14 protein-coding genes are annotated in these 14,415 nt (G+C 69.4%); 6 read left to right on the top strand and 8 right to left on the bottom strand.

Features of this window, described 5'->3' with window-relative positions:
• Nucleotides 1–241 precede the first annotated feature (241 nt).
• The 6 genes from GGR04_RS08495 to GGR04_RS08470 all read left to right on the top strand — a co-directional run bounded on the left by GGR04_RS08495 (nt 242) and on the right by GGR04_RS08470 (nt 6,465).
• The gene (locus GGR04_RS08495) at nt 242–1,279 is read left to right on the top strand and encodes a substrate-binding domain-containing protein (RefSeq protein ID WP_183199661.1); all 1,038 of its coding nucleotides are present in this window, start codon (nt 242–244) and stop codon (nt 1,277–1,279) included.
• Between the two features lie 209 nt (nt 1,280–1,488).
• Nucleotides 1,489–2,538 (top strand): ABC transporter permease, encoded by a 1,050-nt coding sequence (locus GGR04_RS08490; protein ID WP_312857428.1) that lies wholly within the window; start codon nt 1,489–1,491, stop codon nt 2,536–2,538.
• Complete coding sequence (locus GGR04_RS08485) at nt 2,535–3,344, top strand: ATP-binding cassette domain-containing protein (protein ID WP_376769844.1); 810 nt, start codon at nt 2,535–2,537, stop codon at nt 3,342–3,344. The genes GGR04_RS08490 and GGR04_RS08485 overlap by 4 nt, the downstream gene beginning before the upstream one ends.
• Before the next feature lie 74 nt (nt 3,345–3,418).
• Entirely contained in the window at nt 3,419–4,423 is a 1,005-nt protein-coding gene (locus tag GGR04_RS08480) for a beta/alpha barrel domain-containing protein (protein WP_210291713.1), read from the top strand.
• 3 nt (nt 4,424–4,426) lie between these two features.
• Nucleotides 4,427–5,494, top strand: coding sequence for a carbohydrate kinase family protein (locus GGR04_RS08475; RefSeq protein ID WP_183199434.1), 1,068 nt, complete (start codon nt 4,427–4,429; stop codon nt 5,492–5,494).
• Nucleotides 5,491–6,465: an alpha/beta hydrolase gene (locus GGR04_RS08470; protein WP_183199433.1), complete on the top strand. Its 975-nt coding sequence runs from the start codon at nt 5,491–5,493 to the stop codon at nt 6,463–6,465. Before GGR04_RS08475 ends, GGR04_RS08470 begins: the two co-directional genes overlap by 4 nt.
• 24 nt (nt 6,466–6,489) lie before the next feature.
• Here the strand turns inward: GGR04_RS08470 and GGR04_RS08465 are convergent, their stop codons facing one another.
• Genes GGR04_RS08465 through GGR04_RS23910 form a run of 8 tightly spaced genes read right to left on the bottom strand, consistent with a single transcriptional unit; the run spans nt 6,490 to nt 14,405 of the window.
• The gene (locus GGR04_RS08465) at nt 6,490–7,593 is read right to left on the bottom strand and encodes an ABC transporter ATP-binding protein (RefSeq protein ID WP_183199432.1); all 1,104 of its coding nucleotides are present in this window, start codon (nt 7,591–7,593) and stop codon (nt 6,490–6,492) included.
• A 35-nt stretch (nt 7,594–7,628) separates the two neighbouring features.
• On the bottom strand, nt 7,629–8,603 hold the full coding sequence (locus GGR04_RS08460; protein ID WP_183199431.1) for an ROK family protein: 975 nt from the start codon (nt 8,601–8,603) through the stop codon (nt 7,629–7,631).
• On the bottom strand, nt 8,603–9,310 hold the full coding sequence (locus GGR04_RS08455) for a ribulose-phosphate 3-epimerase (protein WP_183199430.1): 708 nt from the start codon (nt 9,308–9,310) through the stop codon (nt 8,603–8,605). Before GGR04_RS08455 ends, GGR04_RS08460 begins: the two co-directional genes overlap by 1 nt.
• A complete protein-coding gene (locus tag GGR04_RS08450) occupies nt 9,307–10,146 on the bottom strand; it encodes an alpha/beta fold hydrolase (RefSeq protein WP_183199429.1) in 840 nt (279 codons plus the stop codon). Before GGR04_RS08450 ends, GGR04_RS08455 begins: the two co-directional genes overlap by 4 nt.
• Complete coding sequence (locus GGR04_RS08445; protein WP_183199428.1) at nt 10,143–10,964, bottom strand: sugar phosphate isomerase/epimerase family protein; 822 nt, start codon at nt 10,962–10,964, stop codon at nt 10,143–10,145. Before GGR04_RS08445 ends, GGR04_RS08450 begins: the two co-directional genes overlap by 4 nt.
• Nucleotides 10,964–12,040, bottom strand: coding sequence for a Gfo/Idh/MocA family protein (locus GGR04_RS08440; RefSeq protein WP_183199427.1), 1,077 nt, complete (start codon nt 12,038–12,040; stop codon nt 10,964–10,966). Before GGR04_RS08440 ends, GGR04_RS08445 begins: the two co-directional genes overlap by 1 nt.
• 11 nt (nt 12,041–12,051) lie before the next feature.
• Nucleotides 12,052–12,870: a sugar phosphate isomerase/epimerase family protein gene (locus tag GGR04_RS08435; RefSeq protein WP_183199426.1), complete on the bottom strand. Its 819-nt coding sequence runs from the start codon at nt 12,868–12,870 to the stop codon at nt 12,052–12,054.
• A 5-nt stretch (nt 12,871–12,875) separates the two neighbouring features.
• The gene (locus GGR04_RS23910; RefSeq protein WP_246393026.1) at nt 12,876–14,405 is read right to left on the bottom strand and encodes an ABC transporter permease; all 1,530 of its coding nucleotides are present in this window, start codon (nt 14,403–14,405) and stop codon (nt 12,876–12,878) included.
• Between the last annotated feature and the right edge of the window lie 10 nt (nt 14,406–14,415).

Here is a 14,415-nt window from a genome sequence, read left to right as displayed (position 1 = left end):
TCACGAAATCGTCTTCTATTCTCAGGGAACACCAGGCGAGACGGCTTTCTCGTCGCGTCGGATCGGTGGTGGAGCTTCACGTTCCACCACGAACAACCTCGGACCGATCTCACGCCAGGTCGGACGAAAGCCGGTTCACTGCCCACCGGGATCAAGAGGCAGACGGTCGGAACTCGTCGCAGCCGCTCTTCAGAAGCGGCACGATGGGCTTCGATCCTTGGGAGGACGAACCATGATCCGCATGACGTCGAAGCTGCGTCTCGTCACCTGGCTGTCCGGGGCCGCCCTCGCTGGGCTGGTCGGCGGCGCCGCGCCCGCCTTCGCCCAGTCCGGCGACATTCTCGTCGGTCTCGTGGTGAAGACGGAGGCCAATCCGTTCTTCGCCAAGATGCGCGAAGGCGCAAGCCAGAAAGCGGCGGAGATGGGCGTGAAGTTCCAGAGCTTCGCCGGCAAGTTCGATGGCGACAACGACAGCCAGGTCACCGCCATCGAGAACCTGATCTCGGCCGGCGCCAGCGGCATTCTCCTCACCGCCAGCGACCCGAAGGCCATCACCCCGGTGGTGGAGCAGGCCCGGCAGGCCGGCATTCTCGTGATCGCGCTCGACACGCCGCTCGATCCCGCCAACGCCGCCGACGCGACCTTCGCCACCGACAATTTCAAGGCCGGCGAACTCATCGGCCAGTGGGCGGCCAAGACCGTAAAGGACGCGGCCACGACGAAGGTCGGCTTCATCGACGCCATCGAGACGCAGCCCACCGTCGACGTCGCCCGCGACCAGGGCTTCATGAAGGGCTTCGGCATCGATCCGAAGGACCCCACCCGTTATCTCGACGAGGACGACGCGCGCATCGTCGGCCACCAGTGGAGCCAGGGCGCCGAGGAAGGCGGGCGCACGAGCGCCGAGAACCTTCTGCAGAAGGACTCTGAACTCAGCGTCTTCTACACGATCAACGAGCCCGCCGCGGCCGGCGCCTACGAGGCTTTGAAGGCCGCCGGCAAGGAAAGTTCGGTCATCATCACCTCCGTCGACGGCGGCTGTCCGGGCGTTCAGAACGTCAAGGCCGGCGTCATCGGCGCCACCTCGATGCAGTATCCGCTGCTCATGGCCTCGATGGGCGTCGAGGCCATCGTCGCCTTCAAGAAGACCGGCGAGAAGCCCAAGACCTCGCCCGGCCTCGACTTCTTCAACACTGGCGTGACGCTCGTCACCGACAAGCCGGTGGCGGGCGTCGAGTCCATCACCTCCGAGGAAGCGCTGAAGAAGTGCTGGGGCTGATGCCGTTGCGGCATCGGTGAGATCGAGCGCCCGTCCCCTCGGCGTCCCGCCGCCTGGGACGGCGCTCAAGTCCTCGAAGCGGTCGTGACCTCCCGGAGTGGCCGCTTCGAGGCCTGACAGGACGGACCGGGCCGGCGCCCAGGCGACGCCCGTCCGGTCCCGTCTTCGCCCCCTTCGTCCCCATCAAGATCAGCCAGGAGGTTGCGGAAGTGTCCCCGACCGACAACCGCCTCAGTGCGGCCGACGCCGTCGCGCAATTTGCCGACGAGAAGAAGACCCCGCTTCGCCGGTTGCAGCACGTGCTGCACCGCTATCCGACGATCGTTCCCTTCGTGGTGCTGGGCATCGGCCTCGCCGTGTTCAGCGGCATCGTCGGCGACCGGTTCTTCCAACCCTTCAACCTGTCGCTGATCATGCAGCAGGTCACGATCATCGCGATCATCGGCATCGCGCAGACGCTGGTGATCCTCACCGCCGGCATCGACCTTTCGGTCGGCGCGATAATGATCCTGGCGACGATCGTGATGGGGCGTCTGGCCGTCGTCCTGGGCGTTCCCGCCGAACTCGCCTTCGCCATCGGCCTCCTCGTCGGCTGCGCCTGCGGCGCGGTCAACGGCGTCCTCATCACCTATCTGCGCCTGCCGCCCTTCATCGTGACGCTCGGCACCTGGAGCGTCTTCGGCGCGACATTCCTCTGGTATTCGGGGTCGCAGACGATCCGGGCGCAGGAAGTCGCGGCCGAGGCACCCTTCCTCCAGTTCACCGGCACCGCGCTCCAGTATGCCGGCGCCCGCCTCACCTTCGGCACGATCATCGCCGTCGCGCTGGCCGCCGCCGTCTGGTACATCCTCAACCGCACCGCCTTCGGGCGCCATGTCTATGCCACCGGCGACGACCCGGAGGCGGCGCGCCTCTCGGGCATCGACACGCGGCGCGTGCTCCTCTCGGTCTACACGCTGGCCGGGGTCATCTGCACCATCGGCGCATGGGTCCTCATCGGCCGTGTCGGCGCGATCTCGCCGACCTCGGGCGGCACCGCCAATCTCGATTCGATCACCGCGACGGTCATCGGCGGCACCTCGCTCTTCGGCGGGCGCGGCTCGATCGTGGGCACGCTCGTCGGGGCGCTCATCGTCGGCGTCTTCCGCAACGGTCTGGCGCTCTCGGGCATCGACGCGCTCTGGCAGGAGTTCACCGTCGGCGTTCTCATCATCGTCGCGGTCGGCCTCGACCAGTGGATCCGGAAGGTCTCGGCATGATGACGATGGCCGCTCCGCAAGTGCGCGCGGGCACCACCCCTCCGGCCTTGGAGGCCACCGGACTTCGCAAGCGCTATGGCCGCGTCGTGGCGATGGACGGGGTCGAGTTCGAGCTGCGACAAGGCGAGATCCTCGCGGTGATCGGCGACAACGGCGCCGGCAAGTCGACGATGATCAAGGTGCTGGCCGGCGCGATAAAGCCCGATGCCGGCGAGATCCGGCTCGGCGGCGAGACCGTCTCGTTCCGCTCGCCGATGGAGGCCCGCCATGCCGGCGTCGAGAGCGTCTTCCAGAACCTCGCGCTGTCGCCGGCCCTGTCGATCGCCGACAACCTGTTTCTCGGCCGCGAGATCCGCAAGAGCGGCTGGTCCGGCCGCATCCTGCGCTCGCTCGACCGGCGGGCCATGGCCAACGAGGCGCGCAAGCAGCTCTCGGCGCTGGGCCTCACCACGGTGCAGGACATCCACCAGAAGGTCGAGACGCTGTCGGGCGGACAGCGGCAGGGCGTCGCCGTGGCACGGGCCTGCGCGTTCGGCGGCCGGGTCGTGATCATGGACGAGCCCACCGCGGCGCTCGGGGTGAAGGAAAGCCGCAAGGTGCTCGACCTCATCCTCGACGTGAAGCGTCGCGGCCTCTCGGTGATCCTCATCTCCCACAACATGCCGCATGTGTTCGAGATCGCCGATCGCATCCACATCCACCGCCTCGGCAAGCGGCTCGGCGTCGTCGCGCCGCAGGACTTCACCATGTCGGACGTCGTCGGCTTCATGACCGGCGCGGCCGTTCCACCCGGCGCCGCAGCCTGACGGCTTCCCTTCCGGCCGACCGGCGAAGCGCCGCGGCCTCTCCCCCATCGATCGCATTCGAAGGACGACACCCGATGATCACCGCCAAGCGCATGGACGCCAAGCTCGCCCGCATCCGCAACGGCCAGTATACGCCGAAGGACTTCATCATCGCCGACGCCAAGGACGGCGACATGGCGCTCGGCACCGGCGTTTCCGGCCCCGAGCTCGACGAGGCCGGCAATCCGACGGGCCGGATGAAGCCGCTGAAGGTCTATCGCGATGCGATGGAGGAGATGATCCGCTCGGACCTCGTCGACATCATGCTGACCTCGCTCTCCTCGGCCGAGCATCTGGCGCGACGTGGCCTCTACGGCGAGAGCGAGGTGACCGCCGCCGTGCGCCTCAACGACGGCTCCGACATCTGGCACTGGCGCGGCGCCAACTACAAGCATCTGCCGACCGTGCCCTTCCGCACCGCGCGGCTCGACCGGGTGAAGCCCGTGGCCGATCTCGGCCTCTACGCCCTCACCTTCTTCAACGATCTCGACCAGGACCGCCGATCGCTCGACGCCTATTCGCAGTTCCGCGACGAGGCCTCGGCGGCCGGCGTGCGTCACTTCCTCGAAGTCTTCAACCCGCAGTTCGACGTGGCGGCGCCCGGCTCCGACTTCGCGACCTACAACAACGACGCCATCGCGCGGTGCCTCGCCGGCGTCTCGGTGCACGACCGGCCGCAGTTCCTGAAGGTCGTCTACAATGGCCCGCGCGCGACCGAGGAACTCGCGGCCTTCGACCCCGGCAACCTCATCGTCGGCATTCTCGGCGGTGCCTCGTCCACCACGCGCGACACGCTGGAAATGGTGAAGCAGGCCGAGAGATACGGCGCGCGCGTCGCCCTCTTCGGCCGCAAGATCTTCTTCGCCGAAGATGCGAAGGCCATCGTGCGGGCGATGCGCTCGGTGATCGAAGACGACGTCTCCTCCGAGGAGGCGACGAAGGCCTATCACGACGGCCTCGCCAAATCGGGTCTACGCCCGAAGAAGCCGCTCGCGGAGGATCTGGAGATCACCGATCCCTCGCTCAAGATGGGAGCATGAGCCGTGTCCGCATCGCCTCGCCGCGGGTTCCTTACCGGGGGAACCTGGTGCGCCGACCATAACAAGACCGTCGATCGCTGGCCGCGCGAGGACACCGTCACGCAGATCCTCGGCGAGACCGTCGAGGGCGGCGGCTCGGCCTGCAACTTCGCGATCGACATTCGCCGGCTCGATCCGAGCATGCCCGTCGCCACGATCGGCTGCATCGGCGACGACGCCGACGGGGCGATTCTTCTGGCGCAGGCCGACGCGGCGGGCGTCGACCGCACCGGCATGGTGATCCTGCCGGATCAGCGCACCAACTATACCGACGCCTACACCGCGACCGCCACGGGGCGGCGCACGCACCTGTTCCTGCCCGGCGCGAGCGCGCATCTCTCGCCCGACCATTTCGACTTCTCGCGCACCACGGCCCGCATCTTCCATCTGGGCTTACCGGGCATTCACGACCTCATGGACGGGCCGTGGAAGGGCGAGGCCAACGGCTGGGTCGCGACGCTGAAGGCGGCCCGCGCGGCCGGGCTGGAGACGAATTTCGAGCTGCTGCAGATCGCGCCCGAGCGCCTGCGCGGTTTCGTCGAGCCCTGCCTCGGCCATCTCGATACGCTGGTGATCAACGACTACGAGGTCGGCGCGATCACCGGCCGCGCCACCACCGACGACGGGCAGACCGACGTCGAAGCCTGCCTCGAGGCCGGCGCGCTCGTGATGGAGCGCGGCGCGATGAAGGTTCTGGCGATCCACTTCCCCGACGGGGGCCTCGCCTTCGAGCGCGACGGCACGGTGACGCGCGTCCCCTCGGTGAACGTGCCACCCGCCGTCGTGAAGGGCGCGAACGGCGCCGGCGACGCCTTCGCCGCCGGCTTCATGTATGGCTGGCACGAGGGCAAGGCGGTGGCCGACGCCCTGCGGCTGGCCCATGCCTGCGCGGCGTCCTCGCTGCGCTCCGTCGGCACGACCGGCAGCGTCGAGACGGTGGCGGGATGCCTCGCGCTCGCCGAAGGCTGGGGCTGGCGCAGCCACGCCGCGCTTCACCCGGTCGATCGCCAAACCCGATCGACCTCGGCATGACCGGACTTCGGTCGGACCCGCAGCGTGAATCGCCGGTGTTGACGGACGGCGCACGGGCGGTTCTCGCCCTCGCCGATCCCACCGCGCCACCGTTCGAGACGGGCACCCCGCAGGCGGCGCGGGCCGCCTACGACGCCGGACGCCCGGCGGTGCAGGGCGAGCGCGCGGCGGTCGCCGCGGTCCGCGACCTCGTGATCGAGGACGGGATCGGCGCGCTGCCGGCACGCCTCTATCGCGGCCATGGCGCTCCCGCAAGCGGCGCTCCCGCGCTTCTCTACCTGCATGGCGGCGGATGGGTGCTCGGCGGCCTCGACTCGCATGACGAGGTCTGCCGCGCCTTTGCCGACATGGCGGGCGCGGTTGTGCTCTGCCCCGACTATCGCCTCGCCCCCGAGCACAGGTTCCCGGCTGCCGTCGAGGACGGGCGACGGGCGCTCGCCTGGCTGCGCAAACGAGCGGGCGAGTTCGGCGTCGATCCCGCCCGCATCGCGGTGGGCGGCGACAGCGCCGGCGGGAACCTCGCCACCGTGACGGCACTCGCTGCGCGCGGCGACGACGCCCCGCCGCTCACGGCACAGCTTCTGTTCTATCCCAACACCGACGCAGCGCAGGATAGCGACAGCTTCCGGCTCTTCGCATCAGGCTACGGGCTGACGGCGGCGACCATGCGCTGGTTCCGCGACCTGACGATCCGCGACGCCGCCGATCTCGCCGACTGGCGCTTCTCGCCCCTGAAGTCGGCGGACCTTACGGGCGCCCCGCCCGCCTATGTCGCTATCGCCGAGGCCGACATCCTTGCCGACGAGGGCATCGCCTATGCACGGCGGCTGGAGGCGGCGGGCGTGCCGACCGTCTTCGAACGCTGGCCGGGCCTGATCCACGGCTTCGTCTCGATGGGGCGGCACATCCCGCAGTCGCGCGAGGCAATCGCGGCAGCCGTCGCCGCCTGGAAGCGCTTCGAGGCGCGTTGAGGGCGCCTCGCCAGGCCTCGCGCCCTATCCGGCGAGCGGGTGACGCAGCAGCCTCGGCAAGGTTGTGCCATCGGCCTTGAAGACATGGCCGGCCGCAGCGTCCACTGCCAGACGGACCGGCGCGTGGGCGGCGGTCGGATCGCCGCCGGGCATCTGCACCACCACCGTGCCGCCGATGGCGAGATCGACGTAGAGCACGGTCACGTTGCCGAGACGCTCGGCGACGAGGGTGGTGCCGGCGAGCGGGCCCACCTCGATAAGCGAGAGATGCTCGGGCCGAAGCCCCAGCGTCACCGCCTCACCGGGCGCGACGCCCGCGCCATCGACCGGCACCGTCAGCTCGACGCCACCCGCCAAGGCCAGCCGGACGCCCGCGGCATCGCACGAGACGACGCGCGCTTCGAGCGTGTTCATCTTCGGCGAGCCGATGAAGCCGGCGACGAAGAGGTTCTTCGGGTGGTGGTAGAGCTCGAGGGGCGTGCCGACCTGCTCGATGCGGCCCGCGCTCAGCACCACGATCTTGTCGGCCATGGTCATGGCCTCGGTCTGGTCGTGCGTCACGTAGATCATCGTCGCGGCCAGTCGCTCGTGCAGGCGCATGAGTTCGAGCCGCATCTGCACGCGCAGCGCGGCGTCGAGATTGGAGAGCGGTTCGTCGAAGAGGAAGATCTTGGGGTCGCGCACGATGGCGCGACCGATCGCGACGCGCTGGCGCTGGCCGCCGGAAAGCTCGCGAGGCCGCCGCTCCAGCAGCGCTCCGAGCTGCAGCACCTCGCCGGCGGCGCGCACCTTGGCCTCGCGCTCGGTGCGGCCGAGGCCGGCAAGCTTCAGCGCGAAGCCCATGTTCTCGGCCACCGTCATGTGCGGGTAGAGCGCGTAGGACTGGAACACCATGGCGAGGCCCCGGTCGGACGGTCCGACGTCGTTGACCCGCTCGCCGTCGATCTGGATCTCGCCGCCCGAGATGCCCTCCAGCCCGGCGATCATCCGCAGCAGCGTGGACTTGCCGCAGCCGGACGGCCCCACGAACACCACGAACTCGCGGTCGGCGACTTCGAGATCGACGCCCTTGATCGCCTCGAAGGAGCCGTAGCGCTTGCGCACGTCGTGAAGGGTCAGGGTGGACATGGTGGGGTTCCCGATCGTGTTCTCTTGGTTTGGTCTCAGGCCGCCTCGACGATGCGCGTCGAGCCGGGTTCGAGAACGAGGCTGGCGGCGCCGACGAGCCCGGCATGGCGGCCGAGCGCGGCCGCAACCACCGGCACGTCGCGATAGGCCGGCATGGCGCGCTCGATGATCGTCGCGGCGATGCCGCCCGCCATCAGGTCGAGCGCCACTGAGAGACCGCCGCCGACGACGATGGCCTCGGGCGAATAGAGATGAAGGAGATTGGTGAAGCCGATACCAAGCCAGCGCGCCTCCTCGGCGAGAAGCGCCGATGCCTGGGCGTCGCCCTCGCGTGCGGCGTCGGCGACATGACGCGCCGTCACCGCGCCGCTCCCGGCCAGCGCGCGCAGGCGCGATCCGTCGCCGGGACGCGTAGCGGCATCCGCGCGCCAGCCGAGCGCGGAGCCGGACGCCACCGCCTCGAAGCAGCCGATTGCGCCGCAGAAGCAGCGCCCGCCGCGCTCGGTGATGGTCATATGGCCGATCTCGGCCGCAAGCCCCCGTTGGCCATGCAGGATGCGCCCGTCCGCGACGACGCCGCCGCCGATGCCGGTGGAGACGGTGACGAAGACGACGGAATGGAGGCCACGCCCTGCCCCGAAGCGCCACTCGCCGAGCGCTGCCGCGTTGGCGTCGTTTTCCAGCATCACGGGCATGGCGAGCCGATCGCTGAGGATCGCCGTCAGCGGCACGTCGCGCCAGCCCTTGAGCGTCGGCGGGGCGATGGCGATGCCGGCGACGGGGTCGAGCGGACCAGGCGCACCGATGCCGAGGCCGAGGAAGGTCATGTCGGGAACGCGCGCCCGCACCTCGCCAATGAGCGCGACGATCTGGTCGATCACCCGCGCCGGACCCGCGGTCGCGTCGGTCGGCGTGTCGATCTGCGCCAGAATCTGCCCGCCCGGCGCCACCGCGGCGGCGCGCAGCTCGGTGCCGCCGAGATCGACGGCGAGGGCGAGCGGCTCGGACATCAGGCGGCGGTCTTCAGATCGTGCAGCCAGCGCATGCGGGCCGCGAGATCGGGGTCGCCGAAGGCGAGCGAGCCCAGCACCACCGTCTCGGCCCCCGCCGCACGCAGCCGCGGCACCGTCTCCTGCCGAATGCCGCCATCGGCCGCCAGCACGACGTCCGCCTCGCGCCCATGGCGGCGCAGGATGGCGCGTGCTTGCTCGAGGCGCGGGCAGGCCGTGTCCGAGAGGCCCTGCCCCTTCACGCCGATTGCGGTTCCGAGCAGCGTCACGAAGGAGACCGCGCCGACGAAGGGCTCGATCGCCTCGACCGGCGTCTCCAGCCGCAGCACGACGCCGCCGGCGACCCCCATCCCCGCCACCGTCTTCAGCGCACGCAACCCCGCCTCGCCGTTCTCGGCGTGGACGCTGATGAGATGCGCCCCAGCCTCGGCGAACTGCACGGCCTGCGCCTCCACGATGTCGGCCTCGACCATCAGGTGCACGTGCAGCGGCCGGTCGGTGAGCTTGGCGATGCGGGCGACCTGATCGGGGAAGAACAGGAAGGTCGGCGCGAAGCGACCGTCGGCGACGTCGATGTGGTAGAGATCGACGTGATCGCGGGTGCGCTTCAGGTCGGCTTCGAGGTTGGCGAGGTCGGCCGACCAGAGCGAGAACTCGCCGAGCAGGCGGTCGCGCGGCAGCGAGGCAACGGTGAATCGTTCGGTCATCGGAGGATCCCTTCGGACGGGGCGACCGGCAGGGCCGCGAGAAAGCCGGAGATGGCGTGGCGCACGGCGGCCTGATGCGCGGCCTTGTCGGCGGCCTTCGCCGGCACTTCGACAAGGCGAGCGGCCGGGATGAGCTCGGCGATCTCGCGTGCCAGCGCGAGCGGATGCACGTGGTCCTCGCTGTTGCCAACAACGAGCACGGGGAGCCGCAGCGCCGCGATGGCTTCGCGCGTCACGCCCGGCCCGTCGGCCGCGATGTCGGCGAGGAGATCGGCCGTGGACGCGAGGTCGGGCCGCTCGAAGAAGCCGACGAGCGAAGCGAGATTGTCGGGCGAGACCTCGGCTAGTCGCCGGGCCTCGGTGGACGCGGCGAACGTCTCGCGTGCCGCCGCCGGGTGACGGGGATGGCGTAGCATCGCGTCAGCGGCCACACCATAGGCGCGCATGTTGCCGGGCGCGGTCTCCGCCACCCAGGCGGGGCGCACGAGAACGAGCGCCGAGACGAGGTCCGGCCGCGTCACCGCCAGTCGCAGCGCGATCGCCGCGCCCATCGATACGCCGCCCGCGACGAAGCTGCGCATGCCGGCCGCCTCCGTTGCCGCCGTCGCATCATCCGCGAACATTGCGATGGAGAAGGGCCGGGTCCTGCCGGGCTCGGATTGCCCCTGCGCCCGGCATTCCAGCGTCAGCCGATGCCAGCCGGCACCGTCGGGAAAATTGCCCTCGGCCTGCGCCGCATCGCCGCCGAGGCCATGCTGGAAGAGCACCGCAGCCCCCTCGCCGGCCTCCACGATCCGAAGCCGGGCACCGTCGCGGCGGATCCAGCGCTCGCTCATCGCAGCGCGCCGCGCAGGAAGGCGGCGACCTCGCCGGCCTCTTCCGCCGCCAATCCGTGCGTGACGAGCGGACCGTCGAAACCCACGGCGCGGAGCCGTCGCAGAAAGTCCGGGAAATCGACGACGCCCCGGCCGGCCGTCGCGAAGCGCCCGTCCGGATAGCGGTCCTTGGCATGCGCCATGGCGATGAGCGGTGCCGCCTCGTCCACCGCCTTCGCCACGATACGCCGGGCCTCGTCCGGACCGGCGGCCTCGAAGAGATTGGCGGGGTCGAGCACCACGCGAAGGCGCGGCGAGCCCATCTCGGCGGCGAGCCGCACGGCATCGGCGGCGGAGGTGACGATGTTGGCCTGCTCGGGCTCGATGCCGAGATCGACGCCTTGTCGCTCGGCCAGATCAAGCGCCTTCGCCATCTCGGCGGCCATGTCGCCCCAGGCCGACGCGTCGGAATTGTCGGGGTGGTGGGCCCATTGATCCGTGGGGTGCCGGGTGCCCGTGCAGAGCGTCACCAGCGGGATGTCGAGCGCCCGCGCCGCTCCCAGGACGACCGCGAGACGGTGCAAGCCGTCGTCGCGCACGGCCGGATCGGGATGGGCCATGTTGTAGGTGCCCGACAGCGCGGCGAGCGAGACGCCCGTCGACGCCGAGGCCGCGCCGATGCCGGCGATCACGTCCGCCGGCACCGCGTCCGGCATCGAAGCGAGGCCCGCGCAGGCGAGATTGAACTGCGTGGTCTCGTAGCCGGCCGCCGCCGCGGCTGCGAGCACGGCCGCGGGGTCGGTGCCCGCGAAGGTCTTGACGAAGATGCCGAGGCGCATCACACCGCCCCCGTCACGGAGGCGAGTTCCACCCGCTCGCCCGTCTCGACCGAGCGGGCGATGGCGACCATGGCGCGGATCGAGGCGACGCCGTCGGCGGCATCGGCCCCGCGCATCGGCGCCCCATCGAGGATCGTGTCGGCGAAGCCTTCGAGCTGGCGGCGGAAGAAATGTCCGTCGGCGCCGAGCGGCTTGTGCGTCGTGGCGGTCTTCTCGTGAAATATCTCGACCTCGGACGACCGGAAGTACCAGGGGTTGAAGGTGCGGGCGAGCACCGAGCCGTTCTCGCCGTAGAGCTGGAAGCCCTCGAACCAGTCCATTCGCACGGCGACGGTCAGGTCGAGATGGCCGAGCGCGCCGGAGGCGAACTCCGTCTCCACGAACCAGCAATAGGCCCCGAACGCTTCGCGCAGCCGGGCGCGCACGGCCGTGATCTCGCCGCAGAGGAAGCGCGCGGTGTCGACGAGATGCGAGCCGTGCGCCAGCATGAAATACTGCCGAAGGTCCGCCTTCGGGTTGCCGCCGGGCTTCCTGGCGAGCTTCGAGGTGACGGGTAGCGGCTGCACGGCGTCGGTGTTGGTGTAGCGATGGGTCGAGTCGCAATACCAGGCCTTCAACGCCAGCACCTCGCCCATCTCGTCCCGCACGAAGTCGCGCGCCGCCTCCAGCGCCGGGTCGAAGCGCTTCATGTGCCCGACCTGATAGGTGCGCCCGGAGCGCGCCACGGTGGCGGCCAGCGCCTCGCCCTCCTCCACCGAGACGCCCACCGGCTTCTCGCAGAGCACGTGCTTGCCGGCCTCCAGCGCTTTCAGCGTCATCGGGACGTGATAGGCGTCGGACGTCGCGACGATCACGGCGTCGAGCGCGGGGTCGGCGAGCATGGCGTCGTAGTCGGCGAAGGCCTTCTGTGGTTCGTAGGTCGCGGCCATCCGGGCCAGAAGATCCGGCGCGGCGTCGCAGATCGCGTAGAGGTCGGCGTTGCGGGCCTTCACGCAGGCTTCGAGATGCGCGAACTGCGCGATCGGCCCACATCCGAGCACGCCGACGCGCAGCCGGCGTTCGTCCTTCTTCAGCATGTCACTCGTCCTCAGGCGCCGTAGCGCCGCATGGTTTCGCGGTTGGTCTCCACCGCCGCAGCGGGATCGGCGGCGGCCTCGTGCGACTCTTCTTCCAGCACCAGCCAGCCATTGAAGCGCGGCGCGGCGCGCACGATCTCGATCACCGCCGGCGTGTCGCAGACGCCCTGCCCGAGCATCGCCCAGGTGCCGCCGGCATCGACGTCCTTGAGATGCAGGTAGCGGATGCGGTCGCGGTGGGTCGTCAGCGTATCCAGCATATCGCGGTGGCCGCGCAGGATGTGGCCGGTGTCGGGCACCCAGCCGACGCCGGGATCGAGCAGCGCGAAGAGCGCATCGTAGTCGCCGCGGTCGTAGAGCAACGTGTCGTGGTGCGAGCTCGGATGCACTGCCACCTCGACGCCGGCCTCCTGCCCGAGACGAGCAGCCCGGTTGTAGACCTCCGCCGCAACGCGGAACTTGTCCTCGCGCGGCCCGTCCGACATCACCGTGGCCGATCCCATGGAGACGAGCGCGCCGGGAAAGCGACTGGCAAAGTCGAGCCAGCGCTTCACCGCCTCGAGATCGGTCTCCACCTCGTCGGTCTCGGTGAAGCCGCTCCGCGATCCCATCGCGAAGGACACGAGCTGCAATCCTCGATCGTCCAGCGAGCGCGCGAACTCGCCGGGCTTGCCGGCATAATGGCCGATCATCGTGTCGGTGATCTCGATGCCGGCGTAGCCCGCGTCGGCGATGGCCGCGAGAAGATCGTCGGGCCCGCCGTGGAACTCCTCCCCCAGCATTTCCCAGGTGAAGGTCTGGCAGCCGACCTTGAGGTCCGTACTGGTCATGTCGGTCATTCCTTGACGCCGCCCTGCGTCAGCCCCTCGATGATGTGGCGCTGGAACACGAGGACGAGAGCGATGAGGGGCACGGTGACGACGACGGACGCGGCCGCGATGTCGCCCCAGGGCACGTAGTAGAGGTTGGTGAAGTTGGCGATGCCGACGGGGATCGTCTGGTGGTCGGGCGTCGAGGTGAAGGCCAGCGCGAACATGAACTCGTTCCACGCCGCGATGAAGGCCAGCAGTCCGGTGGTGACAAGGCTCGGCAGGGACATCGGCAGGATGATGCGGAACAGGAGGCCGAGCGTCGTCACCCCGTCCATGCGCGCAGCCTCGTCGATCTCGCGCGGCAGCGTCTCGAAATAGCCGAAGAGCACCCAAGTCACGAGCGGCAGGCCGAGCGCCACGTAGGTGATGACGAGCCCGGTGAACGTGTCGAGCAGGCCGAAGGTCGAGGCCACGAGATAGAGCGGGCCGACCAGCGCGATCTGTGGAAACATCGAGATCGACAGGATGAGCCCGAGCACGCCGAACCGCCCCTTGATGTCGAGCCGCGACAGGGCGAAGGCCGCGAGCGCCCCGATGAAGAGGCAGACGAGCGTGGTCAGCCCAGCAACGATGATCGAGTTGACCACGTAGTCCTGAAACTGCTTCTCCACGAAGATGTTGCGGTAGTGCTCCCATGTGAACGGGTCGGGAAAGAAGGTCGGCGTGCCCGCCGTCAGTTCGCGGTCGAGCTGAAACGAGGTCGAGAGCTGCCAGACGAAGGGCCCGCCCGACCAGAGCAGGATCAGTGCCCCGCCGAGATAGAGGACGAGGCTATGAAGGACGGGCCGGGTCTCGTTCATCCCGCCCTCCGCATCTGGCGCACCACGAAGATGCCGAAGCCGAGCGCGATGAAGGCTTCCGTCACGAACATGGCGGTGGTCAGCGTCGAGCCGTAGCCGAACTGCAGGGTCGAGAATCGGAATGGTATGAAGCCCGGCGAGCAGCAGCAGCGCCATGAAGGGCGTCGTCTTCCAGACGTCGGCGAAGATGATGGTGCCGAGCGCGTTGTCCACCGAACCGTACCAGTTGACGTTGGCGTCGATCAGGCCGGCCTGCAGCAGCAGGTAGTTGACGAGCCCATGCTGGCCGTCGAACAGCCAGCCGAACATCTTCGAGGTCACCACGGTGGGCATCGCCCAGGGCACGAGCATCGCCGCGCGCACGATGGCGCGGCCGCGGAACGGCTCGTAGAGCAGCAGCGCCATGGCGAGCCCCAGCATGGTCTCGGCCAGCGTCGAGACGAGCGTAAACACCAGCGTGTGCCGCCAAGCGTTCCAGAACAGCGTGTCGTTCCAGAGGAGCCCATAGTTGGCGAGGCCGACGAAGTCGTTCTCCTGCGTCACCAGCGAGGTGTTTGTCAGCGAAAGCCAGAGCCCGTTGAGGATCGGATAGACCGAGACGGCGCCGAGCGAGACGAAGGCCGGCACGAGCAGCAGCCAGGGCGACATCGAACGCCGGGCGAACAGTCCCGCCCCCTTTCGGGGACCGGACATCGGCATCGTG

The sequence above is a fragment of the Aureimonas pseudogalii genome (genome assembly GCF_014196835.1).
GTDB classification, from domain to species: domain Bacteria; phylum Pseudomonadota; class Alphaproteobacteria; order Rhizobiales; family Rhizobiaceae; genus Aureimonas; species Aureimonas pseudogalii.
The sequence above is the reverse complement of the archived record's forward strand: the minus strand, read 5'-3'. Positions and strand labels throughout refer to the sequence as shown.